General features: G+C 65.8%; 14 protein-coding genes. 1 reads left to right on the top strand and 13 read right to left on the bottom strand.

The features are described from left to right. Window positions 1–23: 23 nt before the first annotated feature. From SCA01S_RS05735 to SCA01S_RS05705, 7 genes are all read right to left on the bottom strand, one after another. Complete coding sequence (locus SCA01S_RS05735; protein ID WP_062783832.1) at window positions 24–1,673, bottom strand: alpha-L-fucosidase; 1,650 nt, start codon at window positions 1,671–1,673, stop codon at window positions 24–26. Further along, on the bottom strand, window positions 1,673–3,997 hold the full coding sequence (locus tag SCA01S_RS05730; RefSeq protein WP_062783829.1) for a glycoside hydrolase family 31 protein: 2,325 nt from the start codon (window positions 3,995–3,997) through the stop codon (window positions 1,673–1,675). Before SCA01S_RS05730 ends, SCA01S_RS05735 begins: the two co-directional genes overlap by 1 nt. 143 nt (window positions 3,998–4,140) lie before the next feature. After that, window positions 4,141–5,688 carry a tryptophan halogenase family protein gene (locus tag SCA01S_RS05725; RefSeq protein ID WP_062783826.1) on the bottom strand — a complete coding sequence of 516 codons (1,548 nt, stop codon included), beginning with the start codon at window positions 5,686–5,688 and terminating at the stop codon, window positions 4,141–4,143. Window positions 5,689–5,704: 16 nt separating this feature from the next. After that, the gene (locus SCA01S_RS05720; RefSeq protein WP_062783823.1) at window positions 5,705–7,198 is read right to left on the bottom strand and encodes a tryptophan halogenase family protein; all 1,494 of its coding nucleotides are present in this window, start codon (window positions 7,196–7,198) and stop codon (window positions 5,705–5,707) included. Window positions 7,199–7,298: 100 nt separating this feature from the next. After that, on the bottom strand, window positions 7,299–10,301 hold the full coding sequence (locus tag SCA01S_RS05715; protein WP_245652459.1) for a TonB-dependent receptor: 3,003 nt from the start codon (window positions 10,299–10,301) through the stop codon (window positions 7,299–7,301). A 523-nt stretch (window positions 10,302–10,824) separates the two neighbouring features. Next, window positions 10,825–11,898 carry a LacI family DNA-binding transcriptional regulator gene (locus SCA01S_RS05710; RefSeq protein WP_062783820.1) on the bottom strand — a complete coding sequence of 358 codons (1,074 nt, stop codon included), beginning with the start codon at window positions 11,896–11,898 and terminating at the stop codon, window positions 10,825–10,827. A 111-nt stretch (window positions 11,899–12,009) separates the two neighbouring features. Next, the gene (locus SCA01S_RS05705) at window positions 12,010–13,896 is read right to left on the bottom strand and encodes a sialate O-acetylesterase (protein WP_084390800.1); all 1,887 of its coding nucleotides are present in this window, start codon (window positions 13,894–13,896) and stop codon (window positions 12,010–12,012) included. A gap of 201 nt (window positions 13,897–14,097) precedes the next feature. Here SCA01S_RS05705 and SCA01S_RS22790 point away from each other — a divergent pair, with 201 nt between their 5' ends. After that, complete coding sequence (locus SCA01S_RS22790; protein ID WP_245652458.1) at window positions 14,098–17,889, top strand: GH39 family glycosyl hydrolase; 3,792 nt, start codon at window positions 14,098–14,100, stop codon at window positions 17,887–17,889. Between the two features lie 62 nt (window positions 17,890–17,951). Here SCA01S_RS22790 and SCA01S_RS05690 read toward each other — a convergent pair whose 3' ends face one another. The 6 genes from SCA01S_RS05690 to SCA01S_RS05670 form a co-directional block, all read right to left on the bottom strand. After that, window positions 17,952–18,245: a CsbD family protein gene (locus SCA01S_RS05690; RefSeq protein WP_062783814.1), complete on the bottom strand. Its 294-nt coding sequence runs from the start codon at window positions 18,243–18,245 to the stop codon at window positions 17,952–17,954. A 49-nt stretch (window positions 18,246–18,294) separates the two neighbouring features. Further along, window positions 18,295–19,158, bottom strand: coding sequence for a hypothetical protein (locus SCA01S_RS05685; protein ID WP_062783811.1), 864 nt, complete (start codon window positions 19,156–19,158; stop codon window positions 18,295–18,297). Window positions 19,159–19,216: 58 nt separating this feature from the next. Next, the gene (locus tag SCA01S_RS21685) at window positions 19,217–19,381 is read right to left on the bottom strand and encodes a CsbD family protein (protein WP_022678410.1); all 165 of its coding nucleotides are present in this window, start codon (window positions 19,379–19,381) and stop codon (window positions 19,217–19,219) included. A gap of 252 nt (window positions 19,382–19,633) precedes the next feature. Further along, window positions 19,634–21,115, bottom strand: coding sequence for a PAS domain S-box protein (locus tag SCA01S_RS05680; RefSeq protein ID WP_084390798.1), 1,482 nt, complete (start codon window positions 21,113–21,115; stop codon window positions 19,634–19,636). Between the two features lie 48 nt (window positions 21,116–21,163). Beyond that, window positions 21,164–22,564 (bottom strand): MFS transporter, encoded by a 1,401-nt coding sequence (locus tag SCA01S_RS05675; protein WP_084390797.1) that lies wholly within the window; start codon window positions 22,562–22,564, stop codon window positions 21,164–21,166. 2 nt (window positions 22,565–22,566) lie between these two features. Next, a complete protein-coding gene (locus SCA01S_RS05670) occupies window positions 22,567–24,252 on the bottom strand; it encodes a GMC oxidoreductase (RefSeq protein ID WP_062783805.1) in 1,686 nt (561 codons plus the stop codon). Window positions 24,253–24,255 lie beyond the last annotated feature (3 nt).

The following is a 24,255-nucleotide window of genomic DNA, read 5'->3' as shown; positions in this document are numbered from 1 at the left end:
GGCCGGCCACAGACGTTGATGCGTCAGATCAGGCCGGCCCCGTCCAACTGCACCACGGGCACCATGCCGCCTTCCGGGCGGGGCGGCAGGGTCAGGATCAGGCCATCGGCATCCTGGCTGAACGGCACCGGCCCGCCGCCGAGCAGGCGCGCGGCGGCCACCTGGCCCGCCTGCTGCCCCAGCGACGCGATCCGCACCGGCGCGCCGGGCCATTCCAGCATGGCGGCAAACAGCGCGCCGTGCTTGGTGGTAAAGCGGATATCCTGCGCGGTGAATGGGCCAGACTTGCCCTCTGCCATGATGCCGGTGTCCAGTTTGGTCGGCCCTTCGCCATAGCGCCGCCACGGGCGGCTGCCATGGATCATGGCATCGCCGTGCACCGCCATCCAGGCGGTGATGCCGTCCAGGATCTTGCTCTCTTCGGCATCATAGGTGCCATCGCCGCGCAGCGGGATGGACAGCAACAGATTGCCGTTCTTCGATACCACGTCAACCAGGCGCTGGATCACCTGGTGGGCCGGGACATAGGATTTCTGCTCGAACCGGTCGCGGTTGTAATGCCAATCGCCGATGCAGGTGCAGGTCTGCCACGGGCGCGGGCGGATATCGGCGGCAAAGCCACGCTCCACGTCTTCCACCACGGCGCGCTGCTGGTCATCGCTTAGCCGCTTGGCCGTCAGCACCACGTCGGGGCTGCCGTGCCAGGCAGTGGCCTGGTTGTAGAAATGCGCGGCGGCTTCCAGGCCGTAGTGGTCGAACGGCAGGCCGTAATCGTCGAAATAGACCATGTCGGGGCGGTAGCGCTCCACCAGGTTCTTTTGCCGCGCCAGCCAGCGCGCGGCAAAGGCCGGGTTTTGCGACGGCACGTTTTCCAGCCATTGGCCATCGTTGGCCTGGTGCCACTTGTCCATCGCGGCATCGCTGGTGATGCCATCGGGCGGGGCCATGTTCGGCCCGGTGTAAAGCGCCTGCGGATCGAGGCCCTGCCACCAGGTGCCCTGGCCGTCCTCGCGGCGCAGGTGCCAGGCGTCATAGCGCTGCCCGGCATGGGGCCCTTGCGCATCATAGCCATAGGCGGTCTGCCACCAGTGCCAGGCGTGGCTGGCATGGTTCGACACGCCGAACTTGAGGCCCGCCCCGCGCGCCGCCTTTTCCCAGCCGGCGATCACATCGCGCTTTGGCCCCACGCGCGTGCTGTTCCAGCCATGATGATCGCTGGTGAACAGGTCCAGGTTGTCATGGTGGCAGGCCATCGCCATGAAATAGCGCGCACCCGCCGCCTTGTAGCGTTGCACGAGGAAATCGGGATCCCAATGCTCACCGCGCCAATCGCCGATCACGTCGATGAAGCCGTGCGCCGTGGGATGGCCGTAGGTGGCAACCTGATGCTGGTAAGCCGGGGTGCCGGGAATATACATCGAGCGGCCATACCAGTCACCACGCTCGGGCTGGCACTGCGGGCCCCAGTGCGCCCAGATGCCAAAGCGCGCCTCCCTGAACCACGCCGGCACCTGATAGCCGGCGGCCAGAGACTGCCAGTCGGGCGCCAGGGTGCCCGACCGGGCGCGATGGTCGGCAGCAACGCGCGCCTGGCCCGCGCCACCCACGGCGAGCGCCGCCAGCCCGCCACCCAGCACGCCGCGCCGGCTGGCGCCGAGCCATCCCCCGGCCATCAGCGCACCACCTCGACCGACGGACGCGCCGCACTGCCCTTCATGCCGGCGGGCCATTCCACCTGGCCGCTGGCATCGTTCCAGCGCACCACGATCTTGCCGGACTGGCTGGTCTTGTAGGCATTGGTCTGGCCATCATCGTCATAGAGCGTGGCCTCGCCATTGGCGCCGGCAAAGGCGCGCAGCTTGGCAATGCCCTGCTTTTCCGCGGTGGAAAGGATCGGCGTGCCCAGCGGCACCACGCTGCCCGCGCGCACGAACAGCGGGATATGGGCGATCGGGGCATCGGCCTCGATCGTCTGCCCGCCGGCAAACTTGCGCCCGGTCCACCAGTCATACCATTCGGTGCCCTTGGGCAGATAGACCGGGCGGTGGGTCTGCCCCTGCCGCGTGACCGGCGCCACCAGGAACGCCGGGCCGAACATATATTGGTCCTTCACCGTCAAGGCCTGGGCATCGCCGGGGAAGTCCATGAACAGCCCCCGCATGATCGGCGCGCCGGTGTCATAGGCATGGCGCGCGGCGGCATAGGTATAGGGCAGCAGCGCATAGCGCAGGCGCAGCGTGTCAGCCAGGATCGCCTCTGCCGCCGGGCCATATTGCCACAGCGCCGTGCCCGGCCGCTGGCCATGGATGCGCAGCGTGGGGGTAAAGGTGTTGTACTGGAACCACCGCACGAACAGTTCGGGGTAGTCCTTGTAATCGGGCGCCATCGCCGTGGCGCCAGCCGGATCGACCAGCGGCGCCGTCGTCGCCTCGCCCGCGCCGCCGGGATACTGCCAGCCACCAGTGTCGCTGCTCCAATAGGTCATGCCCGACGCGGCGGCGTTGATCCCGGTGGGGATCTGGCGTTGCAGTGCTTCCCACGTGGCGTCCACGTCGCTCGACCAGAACAGGCAGCCATTGCGCTGTGCCCCCAGGTAGGCCGCGCGGCACAGGATCATGTTGCGCTTGTTGGGCCGGTCCTGCGCCGAGCCATCGGCCACGCTTTGCGTATGCAGCAGCGGGAACAGGTTGTGGTATCGATCGCCCGAACCGATCGAATAGAAATAGCCGTCAGGCACCAGATCGGGCTCGGTCTCGTCCAGCCAGGTCCAGTCAAAACCCTGGCTCAGGATATTGTCGCGGATCTGGCTCCAGAACCACTTGCGCGCGGCCGGCACGGTGGGATCGATCAGCGCGCCCGCCCGGTCAGAGCGGATCGGCAGGCCATCGACCGGCTTGCCATCCTTGTCGTGCAGCAGCCAGCCCTTGGCGGCGAGCATGTCGAAGTTCTTGGAAACCTTTTCGAAACGCGGCCACACGCTGATCAAAGAGCGCATGCCCATGGCGTTGAGCTGGGCATTCATGCCCTTGGGATCGGGAAAGGCGCTGCGATCGATGTCGAGGTTGCCCAGCGCCGTCCAATAGAACCAGTCGAGCACCATGATATCGAGCGGCAGGTTGCGCGCGCGATAGCCCTTGGCAATGTCGAGCAGCTCGGCCTGCGTTTCATAGCGCGCCTTGGACTGGATCAGGCCCAGCGCGGCCTTGGGCGGCAGCGGCGTGGCGCCGGTCAGGCGGGCATAGCCGGCATAGATCTCGTCCGTGGTCTTGCCGGTGATCACGAAAAAGCTGACGCGCTCGCCCACGTTGGATTGCCAGTGCGTCTTGCCGTTGACCCCGGCCGAAACCGTGGTGGCGGAAGGGTTGTCCCAGACGATGCCATAGCCCTTGCTCGTGACCATGAAGGGCACGCACACGCTTTCGCCCTCGGGCGCATCATAGTTGTGGCGGCAATCGATAGTGCGCCCGCGCAGATCGGCAAAGCCCTGCTGGTTCTGGCCCAGGCCCCAGAAATGCTCGTCAGCCGTGGTGGAAAAGCTCGCGCCGACGCGGAACGTGTGCTCGCCCGAAACATCGTGCGGGCTCATTTCCCAGCTATTCATGCGCGTGAGCGCTGCGCCGCCGGGGCGGGCAAAGCCGATCGAGACGCTGGGCAGCGACGGCGCGAAATAGCGCGCCATCATCGTCGGCGCGCTGGGCCAGGGCTGCGCATCGACGCGCACTTCCAGATCGCCCGAACGGAACACGTCAGCCCCGTTGTCGCTGGCATGAGTCCAGCCAGCGGCATCGGGCGTGGCATTGGGCCCTTCGCCCGGCGCGCTGCGCGCCACGTCGGGGTCAGTGGCGATGGTCACGCGCACGATATTGGGGGCATAGGGTTCGATGCTCACCGCCGCGCCGTTGCGATCAAGCACCGCCAGCGGCGCGGCCAGGGCCGGCACCGCGCAACCGGCCTGCAACAGCAGCGCGAGGGTGAAAATACGTGCCTTGGCCTTCATGCGATTGGTCCCTTCCCGTCTCGTTAATTCTGTCGCAGCCAAACCGTGGTTTAACCCGCGCAGTCGAGTGATAGCGCTATCATTATGGTGCCGATGCTGGCTTGGCAACTGGTTATCGCGCCTTGCCTTTTCCCGGCCGGTGGTCAGCCCAGCGCCGCTTCCCGCTGGGCGTTGGCGATCCTGCCGCCGATCCTGGCAAGGTGATCGGCCTGGCCGCGCATGGCCTGTGCTGCGCGCCCAATCAGGTCACGCATGCCGCGCAGCATCTGGTCCAGTTCCAGCGGGCGCAGGCTTTCGGTCAGTGGATCGTGGGCCTGGGGCATGACGCCCTGGCCGATCAGCACGGCGAGCCAGCTGGCGTCTTGAAACAGATCGGTTTCGCGTGACAGCAGCCGCCCGCTGCGGCGGAACATGGCGATCTTTTCCGCCAGCGAATCCGGGATCGCGCCGGTCCGGCACTGGTCCCAGAACGGTTCCCCTTCGCGCTCGTTGGCGTGATAGTGCAGCACCAGAAAATCGCGGATACGGTCGTATTCGTTGGCAATCTGGCGGTTGAACTCGGCCATGGTCATGGGGTCGAAGCCCATGTCGGGAAACCAGTTGAGCAACTTGGCCACGGCAATCTGGACCAGATGGATGCTGGTCGATTCCAGCGGCTCCAGAAATCCGGCCGAAAGGCCGATCGCCACGCAGTTCTTGGCCCAGCTCTGCACCCGGCGGCCGGTGGTAAAGCGGATCAGGCGCGGATCGGCCAGCGGCTGGCCATCCAAATTGGCCATCAGCGCGGCATGGGCCTGGTCATCGCTCCAATGTTCGGCGCTATAGACCATGCCGTTGCCCATGCGATGTTGCAGCGGAATGCGCCATTGCCAGCCGGCCTCATGAGCGGTCGAGCGCGTATAAGGGCGCATGAGGTCGACACAGTCTGTCGGCACGGCCAAGGCCCGGTTGCACGGCAGAAAATGCGTCCAGTCTTCGAACGGCACGCCCAGCGCCTGCCCCAGCAACAGGCTGCGCAGGCCGGTGCAATCAATGAACAGATCGCCATCCAGCATGCCGCCATCGTCCAGCCGCAGGCTGGCGATGCGGCCGCTCTCGCCGTCGAGCACGACTTCTTCGATCAGCCCTTCGCGGCGCTCCACCCCGCGCTCTTCGGCCAAGGTACGCAGATGCTGGCCATAGAGCGTGGCATCGAAATGATAGGCATAGGAAAAGGTGGAATAGACCGAGCGTGGATCGCCATCGGGCTGCCGCATCTTGCCGGCATAAGCGGCCTGTTCATTGAGCGAGAACGCGCCGAGCGGGGTATCATCACCCAGCGCCTGGGCGCGCAACCAGTGCTGGTGGAATTGCGTGCCGCCAAAATCGTTGCCCTGCCGGCCGAACGGGTGGAAATAGCTGTGGCCTCGCGCGCGCCAGCCGGCAAATTCGATGCCCAGCTTGAACGTGCCCTTGGTCGCCTGGAGAAACGCCGCCTCGTCCAGCCCGATAACCTGGTTGAACGTCTGGATCGGCGGGATGGTCGCTTCGCCCACCCCGATCGTGCCGATGGTTTCGGATTCGACCAGCGTAATGCGGCAACGGTGCGGGGCAATCGTGCGCGAAAGCGCGGCAGCCACCATCCAGCCAGCGGTGCCGCCACCGGCGATGACGATGGAACGGATGTGGGAAGGCGCGGTGTCGTGCGGCATGGGGTGATCCGATCGGTCAGGCCGCGGCCTGGCAATGGCGGGCAAGGTAAAAGCGGTGATCGGGTGCAGACCGGCCCATGCGCGCCAGATCCTCGCGGCGGCGGGCCATGTGCGCGCGCAGCATGTCGATCGGCAGCGCGTCGATCAGCGGATCGTGGCGCTGCGGCAAAACGCCATTGCCCAGCAGGATCGCCGCCCAGCTCGGCTCTTGATAGGATTCCCCATCGAGCAGCGGGATCTTGCCCGTCGCGTACCAGCTATCGAGCTTTTGCTGCAGGGTATCGGGCAGGTCCATGGCGCGCGCGGCCTGCCAGAACGGCTCGGGCCGCTGCGACACGCAATAGTGGGCGATGATGAAATCGCGGATGCGGTCCCATTCCACCTGGCACACGCGGTTGTATTCGGCCGCCACGCGCGGATCGAAATGGCGATCGGGGAAAAACTCGATCAAGCGGCCGATGCCGTTCTGGATCAGCTGGATGCCGGTGGATTCCAGCGGCTCCAGGAACCCGCTGGCAAAACCCAGGGCCACGCAATTGCGCTGCCAGAATGCCTCGCGCCGCCCGGCGGTAAAGCGGAAGCGGCGCGGATTGGCCAATGGCGCGCCGCCCAGGCTGCCGAGCAACGCGTCTTCTGCCGCCGCATCGCTCATGTAGGCCGAGGCATAGACGATGCCGTTGCCTTCGCGGTGCTGCAAGGGAATGCGCCATTGCCAACCCGCCGCCAGCGCGGTGGAGCGGGTGAACGGCGCGGGCGGATCGTGCCGCGCCGATGGCACCGCAATGGCGCTGTCACACGGCAGCCAGTGCGACCAGTCGACATAGGCCGTGCCCAGGCGCTTGCCGATCAGCTCGGCGGCAAAGCCGGTGCAATCGACGAAGAATTCGCCATCCACCACCTGCCCATCGGCCAGGTGCAAGGCGCGGATATGCCCGGTCTGCGGATCGAGCGGCACATCGACCACGCGGCCTTCCACCCGCGTCACGCCCCAGCTTTCCGCCAGGTTGCGCAGATAGCGGGCATAGAGCACCGCATCGAAATGATAGGCGTGGGAATAGCGTGGCTGCCGCGGATCGGCCGGCGTGAACTTGCCACGCTGCGCCAGAGCATAGGGCGCGGAATAGTCATCGATCGGTGCGGCTTCGCCCGATCGGGCCAGGCGCAGCCAATGATGGTGCGGGGCAATCCCGCCGATCGGCTCGCCATAATCGCCAAAGCCATGGAAGTGGGTATTGCCCACTTGCCCCCAATCGCAGAACTCGATGCCCAGCTTGTAGGCGCCCATCGTCGCCTGCAGGAAGGCATGCTCATCCAGGCCAAGCCTGTCGTTGAACAGGCGGAACAGCGGCACGGTCGCCTCGCCCACCCCGATGATCCCGATCTCTTCGGATTCCACCAGGGTAATGCGCAAGGGTTGCCCATCGAACGCCTTGGCCAGAAGCGTGGCTGCCATCCAACCGGCCGTGCCACCGCCCAGGATGGTGATCGATCGGATCGCTGCCTCGTTCATCACATCCTCTTCCCCGTTCCGGCCCCGGTCTCATGCGCCTGTGCGGAACAGGGGCATGAGATAACCGGAGCCGGCCGTGTGGAGCAAGATACCGCCGCTATCAGAACTTCGAGCGGACGAGGAACGCGATGTGGCGGTCGGTTTCTTCCCAGGCATAGCGCGGGTGCAGGCTGGCCGGGCCAACATCGATATAGGTCTTGGCCTTGAGCAGGTTCTGCGCCTGGAGGCCGACCTTGAGATGGCTGTTCACATCGACGATGAACGACGCGTCGAGCTGGCCATAGGCTTCGTTCCACACCGGCTGGTTGACGTTGGCACCGTTGGCGTTGGCCAAGTATTCCGAGCGCCAGTTGTAAGCGAGGCGCGCCGAAATCCCATACTTTTCATAGAGCAGAGCCGCGTTGAACGAATGCTTGGACAGGCCCTGCATCGGCAGGTTGCCCGGCAGCAGGCTGCCCGGCGCCAGCTGCGGGTTGGACGGGTTGCGCCCACCGGTGCTGGCGATGAACGTATAGTTGCCGTTGAAGCCCAGGCCCGACAGCGCACCGGGCAGGCTATCGAAGAACATGGTGTAACCCGCTTCCACGCCCTTGATCGTGCCATGCCCGCCGTTGACCGGGATGTTGACCTGGAAATCCTGCGTCACGCCATTGCGCGTCAGCGTAACGGTCGATGCCTGGGGGCTGATGTAGTTCGACACGTCCTTGAAGAACGCGGCCAGCGTCACGGCATTGGCCTTGCCGAAATAGTATTCGAAGCTGGCGTCAAAGTTCCAGGCGCGGATCGGCTTGAGATAGGGGTTGCCGCCCGTCAGGGTACGGGGGGCGACCACCGCCGGGGTGAAGCCGTCCGCCTGGAAGGTATAGGCATAGGTTTGGTTGGCCTGCAGGTCGGTGAAGCTCGGGCGATAAATCGTCTTGCCCACCGCAAAGCGCAGGATGGTCTTGTCGTTCAGGTAGAACCGCGTGTTGAGCGTCGGCAGCACGTCGGTATAGCTGTTGCGCGCGTCGACCGGGGTCTTGCTGCCATCGCCCACGAACGTCGCGGCATTGACCAGCGCCTGGCACGCCGCGGCGCCATTGGTGGCGATACACGCCGCCGCCGTCTGCGAGTTCGACGACGAAGAGCTGAGCGAGGGCAGGAAGATGGCGCCAACCGCCGTGGTGCGGGTGCGGATCACGCGGACGCCGATGTTGCCATCGAACCGGCCGAGCAGGCCGCTGTCTTCGCCAAAGCTCGCCATGGCATAACCGGCCAGCGTCTTTTCGGTCTGGGTATTGGTGCCATAGGCGTTGTTGTTGCCAGCGCTGCCATTGAAGGCCGCATCGGTCAGCGGCGACCAGCCGCCATTGCCGCTCTGCGTGGTAACCAGATACTTGTAGGCATTGGCTGCCCCCTTGTCGAGCAAGCCAACCGAAGGGAACCAGCCGCCCGGCACATTGACGTTCCCGCCCATGAAGTTGCCGAAATTGAGGCGCGTAGTCTGGCCCGGCAGGCCCACGTTGCCCGGGTCCTGGTTAAGGTAGATCGGCGTGCCGCCACCCCAATAGGCGGTGCTGAGCAGGCCCCAGTTGTAGTTGGTCGACTGCGTGACCAAGTCCTTGGCAGTGTTGCGCAGGCCAACCTTGAACGACTTGAAGAAGTTGCCGTCATCAAGCGTGTAGGTCACGTCGGCGCGTTCCGCCCACGAGGATGCGCGGTTGTTCTCGTTGTGCTGCATGGCAGCGTACCAGAAATAGTTGGCCGGATCGCTCAGGCTCAGGCCATTTTCGCTGAAGGTGAGGCTGGGCCGGTCACCAGTCAGGTTGAACGCCACGTTGGGCCGGCCGCCGTTCAGGCCGAAACCGTCGAACGCGGTCATGCTATAGACGCTGGCGTGCGAGTTGACGTGATCGACATCGACGCTCACCGTCAGGTGATCGGTCGGCGTCCAGAACATGCTGCCATAGAATTCGCGGGTGACCTTGTCCTGCTGGCCAACGCGGCTGTCATAGACCAGCTGCGCATTGGTCAGCGTGCCCGAGGCCAGGGTGTGCTGCGGCCCGGTGAAGGTGAAGCTGGGATCGAGGCTGAAACCGCCGTTCTGGTCGTTGATCTGCACGGCATTTTCAGCGTCACGCGGCGTCACCTTGGCAATCATGCCTTCAAAGGTGAACAGCAGGCTGGACGACGGCTTGATCTGCAGCACCGCGTCATACGAGTGGCGCACCTGCGTCCATTCGACCGAGCGATAGCCCAGGCCACTGGGCAGGGCCACGGTGGTGCCGGCCGGGAGACCCGATTGCGCCGCTGGCAGCGTTGTCGTGCTGATCGATCCGGTCTGGATCGCGTCGGTGCGGTTGCCGGTCTTGCCGGTGGATGCGGAAAGCTGCAGGCCGATCTGGGTGCCGCCGGGCGTGTCCCAGCGGTGGCTGATCACGGCATTGCCCGAGAAGAAGCCTTCCTTGCGCTTGTCGGCATAGTTCCAGTCACCCGAAACGGCGACGAAGTTCTTGCTGTCGAGCGGCTTGCGGGTGCGCAGGTCGACGATGCCGGCAATGCCGCCTTCGACCATGTCGGCCGACGGGGTCTTGTAGACGTCGACTGCGCCCATCAGGTCAGGCGAAACGTCTTCAAAGCTCAGGCCACGGCCGCTGTTGGCAGAGAACACGTCGTGGCCATTGATCTCGCTGCGCGTCCAGGAAAGGCCACGGATAAACACGCCGCCACCTTCGGCCGGCACGCGGCCGGGGTCGCTGCCTTCCAGGGTGTTGACGTCGCCGGTACGCTGCAGGGTGATGCCGGGCACGCGCTGCAGGGCTTCGGAAACGGTGCGGTCGGGCAGCGCGCCGATGTCCTGGGCAGAGATCGAGTCCACGATCACCTGCGAATTGCGCTTGGTGTTGAGAGCGTTGCTCAGCGAGCCGCGAATACCGGTAACGATGATCGACGGCACGCCGGGCTCATCGGCAGCGGCGGCCTTGCCGGCGTCTGTGGCGGCAGCGGCTTCCTGCGCATGGGCGGTGCCGGCCACCAGCGAGGCGGCCATCACCATGCTGGACGTGACAAGAAAACCGATCTTGCGCGCATTGCGGCGCGTGCTGCGCCCGAAAACGTTGTGCATAACCCCTCCCAATTAAGGCTATCTCTAAAGAAATGTAGTTTTTACAGATATTTCCATGCCGATCTCAGCGTCGTGAGAGACGCGCGGCAATGGCGAGAAACAGATCTATTTCCCTTAGAGCCCCCTCCTGATTGCTCCGTGTGTCAGAGCACCTCATCTGCGTTAACGCTACCATTTCAACACACGATTCGCAAACCGGATTATTGCCAAACGCCCGCCGTGCTGCGGGCTTGCCGCTGGACAGCCGCATTCGGCAACAAATCGGCAATTTATGCCGCTTTGCATCATTTGTTTTAATTCAATTACTTAGAATTATCGTATCAATGAGATAACTAGGATTTATCGCACGCTCTTTTGCGGTGCGAGAGGCGCAGCAAATGGCCTGGCGATAGCGCTAAAACGATTGCAGGACTGTGGCAAAGCCGCAACGGTCACCCACTATTCGTGCGTGGTCACCGCAAGCGCGCGTAGCGAAAATGGCGTGATCCGTTCCCCCGCATTGCGCGGGATGGCCGGGTACGGATTAACCGGCGCGAGGCGCGGTCAACGTGGCGTCGGATGCGCGCAGCACCAGCGAGAAATCGACCCGCACATGGCGCGGCGCGCGGGCCTTGGGGTCAAACACGCTGTCCACCAAGAGGCGCACGGCTTCGCGTGCCATATCGGCCACCGGCTGGCGCGCGGTGGTGAGTTCCGGCCAGACATTGGTCGCCGATGCCGTATCGTCGAACCCGCAGACCGATAGCTGGCGCGGCACGTCCAGCCCCATACGGTGCGCCGCGGCGACGGTGGCGGCGGCCATGTCGTCGTTGCTGGCAAAGATCGCCGTGGGCGGCTCGTCGAGCGAGAGCAGCGCCAGCGCGCAATCCATGCCCGAACGGAACGTGAAATCGCCGGTGGTTTCCAGGCGCCGATCGCCATCGATGCCCGCTTCGGCCAAGGCGCGGCGATAGCCGTTGCGGCGCAGGGCGCTGGCGGTCTGGTTGGGCGCGCCGCCGATAAAGCCGATCCGCCGATGTCCCAGCCCGGTGAGCCGCGCGGTCAGCGCATAGGCGGCCGCCTCGTCATCGATGGTTACGGCATGGGCCAGCGGCGACGGCGCTCCGGTGGCGACCTGCGCCATGACGAGCCCGGCGCGGTTGATGCATTCCAGCAGCAGCCCATCGTCAGACAGGGGCGGCGGCAGCAGCACGGCATCAACGCGGTGCGACAAGAGCTTGGCCGCCAGCGCTTCGCGGCTGGCCTCTTCCTCGAAATGCTCGACCAGCAGTTGCGCGCCCATGGCGTTGGCCTGCTCGTTCGATCCGACCAGAAACTCGCTGAGATAGGCCGAACTCGGGTTGGAATGGAGCAGGCCGATGCGGCACTGCCGGCCCCCCGCCAGGCTGCGCGCCGCCAGGTTGGGCACATAGCCCAGTTCGGCAATGGCCTTTTCCACCTTGGCGCGGGTGGCCTCGTGCACTTTGGGATCGCTGTTGACCACGCGCGACACCGTCATCGGCGAAACCTGCGCCAGGCGCGCGACATCGGCCACCGTCGGTCCACGCGCCCCCCGGCGTTGCCCACGCTTGACGCGGCCGTTGTCCTGATCAGTCATCCCCGCCGTCCTAAGCCCCGCCAATGCGGCATGCAAGCGAAACGGCCAACCCGATACCAAATTGATACCGCTATCGCGCGGCGCGTATCGACCAGGCGAGAGACGGGGTGATCAGGGTATCGGCATAGTGAAGGGGCTCAGCGGGCTGCCATCGGCATCGAACAGGTTGACCACCGGGCTATCTGCCCAGAGATACCGCAGTGTCACGTCACCAGTGCGCACGGGGATGGCCACCGTATCGGGGGCGTCCAGCTTTGCCGGGGCAAACCGGCAATGGCCTGCCGCATCGCACAGCTCAAAGCCGATCGGCACGGCATCGCCGATCACCCGCAATGGCCGGTTGAAGCGCAGCCGCACCTTGTCGTTGCCCTCGCGCAGCACCACCGGCAGCGCGGCAACCGACTTGCCGGCCAGGGCCTGGGCCAGCCGTTGGCCCACCGGCTTCTTGCGCGTGGGGTGGATATCGTCAGGGTCACCTACGTCGATCGCCACGGCCAGGCCGGCGTCGGGATCGCTGGCCGCCACATCGCGCTGCGCCTCGCGGATCCGGGGCCAGAAGGCATCGGTTGGGCCAGCCACCAGTGGGCCATAACCGGCAATCTGCACGATGCCGAAAGGCCGCGTGGCAAAGCGGCTGCGCCAATCGGCGATCAGCGCGCGCAGCAAGCCACGATAGCCGGTTGCATCGCCGGCATTCGATTCCCCCTGGTACCAGGCGATGCCGGCCAGCGGGATATCGCCCAGCGGGGCGATCATGCCGTTGTACAGCGTGGTCAGCCCGCTCGCCGCGATCCATGGCGGCATCGGAATCTTGCCGGCACGCGCCAGCGGCATGCCCTGGACCACCTGCCATCCGGCAATCGGGATGCTGCCTTCGGCCAGTTCCAGGGCCGGCAGGCTATCGCCATGCATGCCGCCGCCGCTGCCGGTATCGAGCACGTTGACGGTGATCGTATTGGTGCCGGCGTGCAGGCTGCCGGCCGGCAGCATATAGTGGCGCTGCGTGTTCCAGCCCACCCCCGCGCCCACCGCCACGCCGTTGACCAGCGTCTGGTCGATATCGTCGACCACGCCCAGACGCAGCGCGCGGGCGGCTCGGGCCTGTTGCGCGCTGAGCCTGACCGTGGCGGTATAGGTGGCGGTGCCGTCAAACCGGGCATAGGCCGGATCGCCCCAGTCTTCCCACAACTTGCCCACGTCGGCGCTGCGGGCCGCCCCCTTCCCCGCCGTGCGCGCGAAAAAGGCACGCAACTGCTTGCCCCAGGCCTGCTCGGCCGCAGCCGGATCGCGCCGGCGCAGGGCCAGCAGCTCCAAATCATCGTCGTGCCCACCGGCTTGGCGCACGGCCGCCGGTGACATCCAATCCTCGATGATCGAACCGCCCCACGATGCCGCGATCAGGCCCACCGGCACCTTGCGCGTCGCCTGAAGGCTGGCGCCCATGAAATAGCAGACGGCAGAAAAATCAGGCGTGCTTGCCGGGCCAGCCGGCGCCCAGGCCACGCCGGCACCGAATTGCGGTTGCGGTGTCAGGCTGCTTTGCTTGGGTACGTTGAACAGGCGCAGATCGGGATTGGCGCTGCCCGCAATCACCACGTCGGCATTGGTGGCGTGGCGCAGCGTGAACTCCATGTTGGACTGGCCCGAACACAGGAACACGTCGCCAAATGCCACATTGGCAAGCTGCGTCTGCTGCCCGGTCGACGTGGCAAAGCGCAAGCGGTGGCCGCCCCCCGCAGCCTGCGCAGGCAAAGCAATCTGCCATGTTCCATCGGCCGCCACGGTCGCGTCTGGCAAGGCACCGTCATCCAGGCTGGCATGGACCACGCTGCCCGGCTCCCCCATCCCGCGCAGGGGCACCGGCTTGCCCCGCTGCAACACCACGTTGTCGGTCAGGACCGGCGCCAGGGCAAAGGGCGCGGCCTGCGCCGCCACGGGCCAGGCCAGCAGCGGAACGGCGGCGGCAATGACGGGCACCGCAAGGCGAAATGGACGCATGGCCGACAGGGCTCCTCTTTTACCGCCCGGCCGCCACCATCGTTATGGCGGCCCGGGGCAGTTTGCTTGTAGCGGAATTGTTAGCGCTATCTTGACGGCATTTCGAGCGCAAATTATGCCTCGTCCCCGCAAACAAAAACACAACGGCAAAGGCCAGGCAGCGCACCGCTCGCCCAGCCACCGCCAGGGAAGGAGAATGTCATGCCTGGAATCCCGTTCCGTGGCGCGCGCCGGTTGGCCTGCACTACCCTGGCCAGCGTCCTGGCGCTCGGCGTGGCCGCGCCGCTCCACGCGCAAGCGCCGGCTGCGGCCAACGCCGCCGCTACGCCGCTGGCGAGCGGGCCTTATCACTGGCAGACAGTGCCATTTGGCGCGGGCGGTTTTGTCGACGGGTTTCTCTATCATCCGCGCACGCCGGGCATTCTCTATGCCCGCACCGATATCGGCGGCATGTACCGCTTTGATTTCGAGAACAAACGCTGGATTCCCCTGCTCGATCACCTGGGCCGCGACGATGGCGATCTGATGGGCATCCTGAGCTTTGCCGTTGATCCCAACGCGCCCGACCGCGTCTATGCCGCTGCCGGGCTTTACCTGTCGCAGTGGAGCCGCAAGGGCGCGATCCTGCGCTCAGACGATCGCGGCCGCACCTGGCAGAAGACCGAACTGCCGATCGGCGTAGGTGGCAACACCGACGGGCGCGGCACGGGCGAGCGGCTGGCGGTCGATCCGCGCCAGGGCGACGTGCTCTATTTCGGCTCCAACCGCGACGGCCTGTGGAAGAGCACCGATCGCGGCCTTACTTTCGCCCGCACCGGCGCAAAGGTAGAGGGGTTTAGCCTGGTGGCGGTCGATCCCATGGTGCCCGGCCAGGTCTGGGCCGGATCGACCGATGGCACGGGCGCGCTGATGCAAAGCCGCGATAGCGGCGCCAGCTTTGCCGTCGTGCCGGGCCTGCCCGCGATGGTGCCGCAACACCTGGTGTTCGGCCGCGATGGCAGCCTCTATGTCACCTTTGCCGGCGGCGACCAGGCCAGCACGCTCAACCCCAGCAATATCAAGACCGGCGCCGTGTGGAAGCGTGATGGCCGCGATGGGCGCTGGCACGACATCACCCCCACCCCGCCCGCGCCCGGCCTGCCTGGCGGCTTTTCCGGCGTGGACCTGGCCAGTGACGGCACGCTGGCGGTCTCGACCATCGATCGCTGGGCGCCGGGCGATGATATCTATCTTTCGCGCGATGGCGGCGCGCACTGGGACGCGCTTTCGGCCCATGCGCGGCACGATCCCGGTGCCTATCCCTGGCTGGTCGATTACATGAAGGGCCGCGACACCATGGGCCACTGGCTGGCCGATTTGAAATTCAACCCGTTCAAGTCCGACGAGATGATCTATGGCACCGGCTATGGCCTGTGGATCAGCCGCAACCTTGCTTCGGCCAAGCCGGGCGAGCCGGTGACGTTCGATTTTACCGTGGGCAATCTGGAAGAGGCCGCCACGCTGCAGATGGCCTCTCCCACCGGCGGCGCGGCCGTGCTGGCCGCCTTTGGCGACGTGGGTGGCGGCGCCTGGGAAGACCTGGCGCGCACCCCGCCGCGCAAGGGCCTGTTCACCCCGGCAAGCGAGACCAATTTCAGCATCGACTATGCCGGGGCGAAGCCGGGCAGCATGGTGCGCCTGGTCGATCATGGTCCCAGCTATGGCTATACCACCACCGATGGCGGCGCGACGTGGACACCGTTTGCCAGCGCCGCCTATCACCCGCCCGCCCCTGGCGGCGATTGGCGCAGGCCGGGCGTGGCAGCGATATCGGCCAAGGGCACCACGCTGGTCTGGGCGCCGGAGAAGGATGGGCTCTATGTCTCGAAAGACATGGGCAAGACCTGGCAGCCTTCCACCGGCATCGCCGCGCGGGCCGATACGTCCTATCTGCCCGTGGCCGACAAGGCCGCCGATGGGCTGTTCTATGTCTATGACCAGGCCAGTTCGGCGGTGCTGGCCAGCGGCGATGGCGGCAGCAGCTTTACCACCCTGATCGCAGGCCTGCCCAAGGTGGAAAGCTGGCAGAAGGGCACGCTGGCAGTGGTGCCCGGCCGGGTGAGAGACCTGTGGCTGGCGCTGCCGATGGGGCTGTTCCATTCGCCCGACAGCAAGACCAAGGTTACCCAAATGCGCAAGGTGACCGAGGCCTGGCTCGTCAGCTTTGGCGCGCCGGTGGTCAAGGACGCGTATCCCGCGGTGTTCCTGTGGGGCAAGGTCATGGGCCAGGAAGGGCTGTGGCGGTCTGACGATGCCGGCGCCAACTGGGTGCGGATCAACAGCCCGGACCAGCAGTTCGGCACCTTGCGCGCGATCGCGGGGGACATGCTCGATCCCGGCACGCTCTATCTGGCGCCGCATGGGCGCGGCATCATGGTGGGCATGCCGGCCAACAAGCCGCTGCCCGTGGCCGGCGCGGCACCGGGTGCAGCCGCCGCATCTGCCTCCGTCCCTGCCGCCACCGCCACTCGCCAGATCGCCGTTGACGTGGCGCGCGATGGTGGGCCGATCGATCGGTTCTTCGATCTCTCGATCGGGTCAGACTATCCCGGCACGCTGCGTCGCCCGGAAAACATGGCGCAGCTCAAGCTCGCTAGCGAAGAACTGGGCTTTCGCACCATCCGCTTCCACGACATTTTCCACGATGCGCTGGGCACGGTAAAGCGCGTCAACGGCAAGATCGTCTATGACTGGACCGCGATCGACGCGCTCTACGATGATCTCAAGGCGCGGCACCTGCGCCCCTTCGTGGAACTTGGCTTTACCCCCGATGCGCTGAAAACCTCTGATCAGACGATCTTCTACTGGAAAGGCAATACCTCGCACCCGCAGCCCGGCCCGTGGCGCGATCTGGTCGATGCCTTCGTGCGGCACATGATCGCGCGCTATGGCCAGGACGACGTGCGGCAATGGTATTTCGAGGTGTGGAACGAGCCAAACCTGGCCGGCTTCTGGGAAAACGCCGATCAACAGGCCTATTTCGATCTCTATCTGCTGACTGCCAGGACTATCAAGGCGATCGATCCCAAGCTCAGGGTTGGTGGCCCGTCCACCGCCGGCGCGGCCTGGGTGCCCGAACTTCTCGCCGCAGTGAAAGCCAAGGGCGGCACGATCGATTTCGTCACCACCCACACTTATGGCGTGAATGGCGGGTTTCTGGATGAAATGGGCAAGGACGATACCAAGCTCGATCCCAGCCCCCAGGCGATCACCGGCGATGTGCGGCGTGTGCGCCAGCAGATCGACGCCTCGGCCTTTCCCGGCTTGCCGCTTTATTTCACCGAATGGAGCACCAGCTATACCCCGCGTGACCTGGTGCACGATTCCTACGTCAGCGCGCCCTATATCCTGTCCAAGCTCAAAAGCGTGGAAGGCGCCGCGCAAGGTATGAGCTATTGGGTCTACTCCGACCTGTTCGAGGAGCCGGGCCCGCCAACCACCGAATTTCACGGCGGCTTTGGCCTGATGACCAAGGATGGCATCCGCAAGCCGGCGTGGTTTGCCTACAAATACCTCCACGCCCTGCAGGGCCGCCGCGTGCCGGCTGACGACGCGCAAAGCTGGATCGCGCGCGACGGACGCAAGGTGGCCGCCGTGGTGTGGGATTTCGAGCAGCCCGCCCAGCCGACCAGCAACCGCAGTTTCTTTGGCAAGCTGGTGCCCAATCATCCGGCGGCGCCGGTGCGCCTGGCGTTCAGCCACCTCGCGCCCGGTCGCTATCGCTATACCCTGCATCGCACCGGCTATCGCGCCAACGATGCCTATTCCGCCTATATCGACATGGGCGCGCCCGAGCGGCTGACCCCGGCCCAGCTTGCCAGCCTGGCCGCACTGGCCCAGGACAAGCCCGAAGCGAGCGAGACGGTGACCGTCAGCGCCGATGGCCAACTGATGCGCGACGTGGCGATGCACAGCAACGATGTCACGCTGGCGACGCTCGAACCGGTGCAGTGACCATGCGCAAAGCGGCGCGGAAAGGATCGCTCCCTTCCGCGCCGCCGCGCTGGTTCCGTCAATCAGCCCCGCGTTGCCGCGCTCAACCGGCGGCCGAGCGAAAGCGCGACCACGCCGGCGACGATGGCACTGGTGCGGGGATGGTTGCGCACCAGCTGCTCGCCGCGTTCGATCAGCACCACTGCCCGGTCGATCGCCCGGTCGATCGTCTTGCCAACCAGGCCTTCCACGCGGCCTTCGATGCGGCGGCTCTGGCCGCGCAGGCGGGTGGCATCATCGCCGGTAACCGTGCCGATGCCCTGTTCGATGGTGCCGGCCGCTTCCTTGATCGCGCCGGAAATGCGATGTTCGTTCATGATCGTGCTCCTTGCGTTGGAATGTTGGTCAAAGTCGTGATGGCTTGGCTCAGGTGTTGTTGCGACGGGTGGCGGCAACACCCCCGGCGGCGGCAGCGCTGGCGCCCAGCATCATCACCACGAACAGGGCAAAGGCCGTGCCGGCGGCCAGATCGGCGCCCTTGCTGCCAGCATCGATCGCGGTATCGATCGCGCTCTGCTTGGCGGCCAGGAACTGCTGGCGGGCCTTTTCGACGCGCGCCATGGCTTCGTCGGGCGAGATCTTGTTCTGCGCCGCCACGATCATCGCCACGCGCTGTTCGGCCGCGCGCCCCTCTTCACCGCCCTTGGCCATGGCCGGCAGTTCCGCCACGATCGCCTTGCGGCCCTGTTCCGGCGTCATCGCGGCCGGATCGTTGGGCGTGGTATCGAGCAGGGCAGAAACCTGCGCGTCGACATCGGCCTGGTCCACGCCGGCCGCCTTGGCCACCGTGGGCGTGACCGCGCTGGCGCCACTGGCCGCTGCCGTCGCCACGCTGCCCACCGCGCGGAACGCCCCGCCAACGATGCCGCCCACCGCCGAAGAAAGCAGGTAGAAGGTCAGCAACAGGGTCAGGCCCCAGATTGCCAGGCCGTGCATCACGCCATCGACCGGGCGCCGACTGCGCGATACCAGCGTGGCGCCATAGGCACCGGCGGCCAGCGCCAGAATGCTGCTGACCGTCCACCAGACCAGCGCGCCCAGGCCAAGCCCGCCGGCACTGGCGCCGCTCGCCGAACCGGGATTGATGGCGGAAAAGCCGATGCCGGCGCCAAGCAGGCCCAGCGTCACTTCAGTGGCCAGCGCGATCACGGTGCCGGCCATCAGGGCCGACCAGTTCATGCGCGGGGCAAGACGGTCTTCAATGCGACCGTCAACCATGGTCGTTGCCATGCAAATCTCCTGCGGGAAGAAAGGTATCTTCGTGTGGTGGTGGTAAGAAAGGCGCGCTTTAGGGGCGGGAAGACTTGCGCACGGCCTTGGCCTGGACCTTGCCAGCGCGCTTTTCCGCCGCGCCTTCAGCACGGGTCTGGTCATCGCCGGTGATCTTGCCGATCGCTTCCAGGATCGAGCCCTTCACCCGGCGCACTTCGCCTTCGATGCGGTCTTCGTTCATGGGAACCTCCCATCACGTGGCGCGACCATCGCGCCGATGATGGAGAGATAGGCCGCCCCAATCGCCCGCGAGAGATGCAGAAGTACCAAATCGTATGGTACAAACTGGCCAAATCGGCGGGCGGGTTTGGTGCAGGCGGCCGTTCTGAGGAACATCAAGCGGGACCCCGGATCAAGTCCGGGGTGACGAAGAACATCTAGCTATAGATTGCCGTCACCCCGGACTTGATCCGGGGTCCCGCTATCCTTTGAGTCAGCGGATCGGGCGCTGCAGCGGGTAGCCGCGCTCGCGTGCCCACAGCACCGCTTGCGCCCGGCGGTTGACGCCGATCTTGGCATAGACGCGCGCCACGTGGTTGCGCAGGGTGTTGCGCGAGACGCCCATTTCGCGTGCGATCGTGGCGTCGTCGCCACCTTCGCACAGCAGGCTGAGCACTTCCTTTTCGCGCCGGGTCAGTTCGCTGGTTTCGGCAGGGCGCTCGCTGCCATGCGGGGCGCGCAGGTTGGCGAGCTTTTCCACCACAGTGCGGCTGAACCAGTTGGTGTCCTTCATCACCGCCTCGATCGCGCCGATCAGTTCCAGCTCGCTGTGGCGGCGTTCGTGAATGTCCTGGATCACCCACAGTGTGCAGGTGTCGCGCCGCAAGGGAATCGCCGCGGCTGAAACCAGGCAGTCGGTTACCCCGCCATCCTTGGCGCGCACTTGCGCATCGCGCCCGCGAAAGGCGCTGCGTTCGACCAGTTGTTCGGCCACCGACGGCAGGAACGTGGCATCGGCCCACAGCTTGAGCGCGGGCATGGTCTTGCCCATCGCCTCATCCGATGACCACCCGGTCAACTGGTGGAACGCATCGTTGGTATCGCACAGCGTATGATCGCCGCGCGTGGTGATCGCCATGGCCACCGGCGCGAGGCGGAACGTGGTGACAAAGCGCTCTTCGCTGTGGCGCAGTTCGTTTTCCGCTTGGCGGCGCGGCTCAAGGTCGGCAAACGAGAACAGCATGCACGGCTCGTCGTCCAGGTCCACCGGCTGCCCGGCCACGATCACCAGCTTGCGCCCACCATCGGGCAGTTCCAGATCGGCCTGCATCTGCGGCACGGTGCGCGCCTCGCGGATGCGTTCCTTGGCCGTGTCGATATCGGCCGCGTCCTTGAGCACGTCGATCTCATAGAGCGTGCGGCCCAGCACTTCGTCCTTGTGGTAGCCGGTCAGGTCCACAAACCCCTGGTTGACCTTGACATAGCGCAGGTCAGACAGCCGCATGATCACCGCCGGCGCGGGGTTGACGTTGAATGCCCGTTCGAACCGCAACTCGGCCTCATACCGCAAGGACACGTCCTGGATGATCAGCACCAGCAGATCGGGTGTGCCACCAGAGTCAGACAGGATCAGGCTGCGGATCTGGTGGATCCAGCGCGGCTCCTCCTCCCCTTGCGGGATTACCTCGACCACCACTTCGTCGAACGCTTCGCCGGCGATCACCCGATCGAGCGGATAGTCGCCGCGCTCCAGGCGGTGGTTGTTGCGATAGCGCAGCTGGAAGCGGCGGCGATAATCGTCAACATCGGCGCCAAGGTCTGCCAGCCGTTCCACGCCATGCATGACAAGGGCTGCCGGGTTGGCCCAGACGATGCGCTGCTCCGCGTCAACCAGCAGCACCCCCTCGCTCAGGCCGCCAATGATGTGGTGCAGGCGCTCCTGCTCGATCGACGGGTCTGCCGCTTGCTTGTCCATGGCCGCTTCAATGCCCCAGGGCGCAGGCCGATCCCGGCGTTTTTCGGCCTAGTCGAACAGCTTGTGCGGCAGGCGCCAGGCAAGGCCGATGCACGCCAGTTGCAATGCCGCGATCACGGCCAGGGCGGCCATGGCGGGCGGGGCGAATGCCCTTGCGCCGGCGGCAAAATAAAGGCTGCCGACCAGGGCCACGCCCAATGCCGCGCCAAACTGCTGACTGGTCTTCAACAGCGCGCTGGCCGCCCCGGCATGATCGCGATCGACGCGCGAGACAACCACCGGGCCGACACAACCCGAGGTCATGCCCATGCCTGCCCCGGCCAGCATCAGGCACAGCCCCACGGCAAGCCAGGGCAAGTGCGCCATGGTAATCCCCCATAGCACCAGCGCCGTTGCCGGCAGCATCACGCCTGCACCCAGCACCAGCACCCAACGGCCGAGGCGGGGCAGCAGATTGCGGCTCATCACCCCGATGCCGAACATCGCGCCAAGCCCATAAGGCACGTGGAGCAGCCCGGTGAACAGCGGCGTCTGGCCACGTTCGGCTTGCATGGCAAAGGCAAAGACCAGCAGAAAGCCTGCGCCCACCGCGCCGAACACGATCGCCAGCGCCAGCCCCTGGCGAAAGCTGGCGATGCTGAACAGCGCCGGATCGAACAGCGCCGGCCGCCCGGCACGCACGCGCTTGCCGGCGTGGCGCCAGGCGAGCACGCCCAACGGCACCACCGCCACCAGGGGCCACAGCATGGCGCCGCCATGCCCGGTTTCCGCCGCGCCGATCAGGGGATGAAGCAGCGCTGCCATGGCCAAGCCGAACAGCGCCATGCCGATCAGATCATACCCCGCCGGCCGGCCCGAACGCGCCTCGGGCAGGAATACCAGCCCGGCGATCACCGCGCCCAGGCCCACTGGCAGGTTGATCAGGAATACCGCGCGCCAGCCCAGATCGAACAGGTTGGCCTCGATCAGCAAGCCGCCCAGCACTGGCCCGGCGATCGCGGCAAGCCCGCCGATCACGCCGAACAGCGCCATGCGCGACACCCGCTCCAGCGGGGAAAACATCACCTGCACCATGGCCATCGCCTGGGGCGCCATCACCGCCCCGGTCGCGCCCTGCAGCAGCCGCGCCGCCACCAGGGCAGTGCCGGTATGCGCCAGCCCGCAAGCGGCCGAGGCCAGAGTGAACCCGGTGACCCCCACCAGGAACATGCGGCGATAGCCAAAGGTATCGCCCAGCCGCCCGCCAGCCATCAGCAGCACGGCAAAGGCCAGCGAATAGCCCGCCACGATCCACTGCGATGCCTGGGCATCGGCACCCAGGCTGGCCTTGATCGCCGGCAACGCGGTGTTGACGATCGTCATGTCGACGATCTCGAGCACCAGGGCAATGATCAGGGTGGCAAGCGCAAGAGTCTTTTGGCGGTGGGTCAGGCTATGGGGGTCGATCACGCTCAGATCTTGCCTTCGCGCAACATCGATACGGCGGCATCGGCCGCGCGCGCGGTCAAGGCCATATAGGTGAGCGACGGGTTCTGGGATGCCGAAGAGCTCATCTGCGCGCCATCGGTGACGAACAGGTTGGCCACGTCGTGGGCCTGGCTCCACTGGTTGAGCACGCTGGTCTTGGGATCGCGGCCCATGCGCGCGCCGCCCATCTCGTGGATGGAACTGCCGCCCGCGCCCGGCCGGTCAAAGCCCATGATCACATGGCCGCCGGCCGCCGTGAGCATTTCGGCTGCATCGGCCTTGGCCTGGGCCAGGGCGGCATGCTCTTCCTTGCCATAGGCAAAGTCCACCTTGAGCTGCGGCAGGCCATTGGCGTCGGTCTTGCTGCGATCGAGCGTGAGGCGGTTGGTCGGCCGCGGCACGCAATCGGCAAAGGTCACCAACACCATGCGCCACGGCCCGGGCTTGCGCAGCGTGTTTTTGTAATCGGTGCCGGTGCCCGCCAGCCGCTTGCCCTGCGTCCACGTGCTTTGCAGCGCGCCACCCTGGAACGAATAGCCGCGCGTGTGGCCAATGCCGTCCAGCGTGTCCATGTTGCGGTAGCGCGGGATGACGATGCCGGTCGGGCGATTGCCGAACGAAGTATGGCCCTCGAACCCCGGCATGATCGCCGCGGCCGAGAGGGTATTGGCGTGGTCCATGATGTGCGTGCCCAGCACGCCGCTGGAATTGGCCAGGCCCTGCGGCATGGCATCGGTGGCGGAATTGAGCAGCACGTGCACCGAATTGAACGCACCGGCGTTGAGGAACACCAGCCGCGCGCTCGCGGTCTTGTGCACGCGGGCCTTGGTATCGAAATAGCGCACGCCCCGCGCGCGCTGGGTCGCGGGATCGAAATCCACCGCCTCTACCACGGCGTCGGTGATCACGGTCAGGTTGCCGGTGGCCATCGCGGCAGGCAACGTGCTCGATTGCGTGGAGAAATAGGCGCCATACGAGCAGCCGCGCGCGCAGATCGAGCGATACTGGCACGGCGCGCGCCCTTCCTCGGTCTTGGCCTCGGTCAGGTTGGCGGTCCGCCCCACGGTCAGGCAGCGTTCGGGCCAGCGCTTGGCGATTTCGGCGCGGGCGTGCTGTTCCACCACGTTGAGCGCCATGGGCGGCTGGAACTGCCCATCGGGCAATTGCTTAAGGCCCTCGTTCGCACCCGAAACGCCCACGAAGCGCTCGACCTTGTCATACCACGGCGCCAGATCGGCATAGCGGATCGGCCAATCGGTGCCATGCCCGTCGCGCGCGTTGGCGCCAAAGTCATAGTCTGACCAGCGATAGCACTGCCGCCCCCAAGTGAGCGAGCGCCCGCCCAGTTGATAGCTGCGAAACCAGGTGAAATCGGTGCCGTCCCCGGTCTGATAGGGGTTCTGCGCGTCGTTGACGAAGTGGCCTTCGGTAAATTCGTTGAAATGGCGGTTGAGCATCTGCACGGGATATTCGCGTTCATAGAGCGCAGTATCGCCCTCCCCGCGAAACGGCATCTCCCACGGCGCCTTCATCTCGGTGTCATAGTCCTGCTGGTGCCGGATCTCGCGCCCCCGCTCGATCATCAGCACCTTGAGCCCGGCCTGGGTCAGCTCCTTGGCCGCCCAGCCGCCGCTGATCCCCGAGCCCACCACAATTGCATCGAAATCCATGGG

Origin of the sequence: Novosphingobium capsulatum NBRC 12533 (genome assembly GCF_001598375.1) — a bacterium.
GTDB classification, from domain to species: domain Bacteria; phylum Pseudomonadota; class Alphaproteobacteria; order Sphingomonadales; family Sphingomonadaceae; genus Novosphingobium; species Novosphingobium capsulatum.
This window is presented reverse-complemented; position numbering and strand designations above follow the sequence as displayed.

Bases quoted from the DNA above. Each gene is read 5' to 3' on its own strand.
- SCA01S_RS05735 (WP_062783832.1), bottom strand. From the start codon at position 1,673: ATGGCCGGGGGATGGCTCGGCGCCAGCCGGCGCGGCGTGCTGGGTGGC.
- SCA01S_RS05730 (WP_062783829.1), bottom strand. From the start codon at position 3,997: ATGAAGGCCAAGGCACGTATTTTCACCCTCGCGCTGCTGTTGCAGGCC.
- SCA01S_RS05725 (WP_062783826.1), bottom strand. From the start codon at position 5,688: ATGCCGCACGACACCGCGCCTTCCCACATCCGTTCCATCGTCATCGCC.
- SCA01S_RS05720 (WP_062783823.1), bottom strand. From the start codon at position 7,198: ATGAACGAGGCAGCGATCCGATCGATCACCATCCTGGGCGGTGGCACG.
- SCA01S_RS05715 (WP_245652459.1), bottom strand. From the start codon at position 10,301: ATGCACAACGTTTTCGGGCGCAGCACGCGCCGCAATGCGCGCAAGATC.
- SCA01S_RS05710 (WP_062783820.1), bottom strand. From the start codon at position 11,898: ATGACTGATCAGGACAACGGCCGCGTCAAGCGTGGGCAACGCCGGGGG.
- SCA01S_RS05705 (WP_084390800.1), bottom strand. From the start codon at position 13,896: ATGCGTCCATTTCGCCTTGCGGTGCCCGTCATTGCCGCCGCCGTTCCG.
- SCA01S_RS22790 (WP_245652458.1), top strand. From the start codon at position 14,098: ATGCCTGGAATCCCGTTCCGTGGCGCGCGCCGGTTGGCCTGCACTACC.
- SCA01S_RS05690 (WP_062783814.1), bottom strand. From the start codon at position 18,245: ATGAACGAACATCGCATTTCCGGCGCGATCAAGGAAGCGGCCGGCACC.
- SCA01S_RS05685 (WP_062783811.1), bottom strand. From the start codon at position 19,158: ATGGCAACGACCATGGTTGACGGTCGCATTGAAGACCGTCTTGCCCCG.
- SCA01S_RS21685 (WP_022678410.1), bottom strand. From the start codon at position 19,381: ATGAACGAAGACCGCATCGAAGGCGAAGTGCGCCGGGTGAAGGGCTCG.
- SCA01S_RS05680 (WP_084390798.1), bottom strand. From the start codon at position 21,115: ATGGACAAGCAAGCGGCAGACCCGTCGATCGAGCAGGAGCGCCTGCAC.
- SCA01S_RS05670 (WP_062783805.1), bottom strand. From the start codon at position 24,252: ATGGATTTCGATGCAATTGTGGTGGGCTCGGGGATCAGCGGCGGCTGG.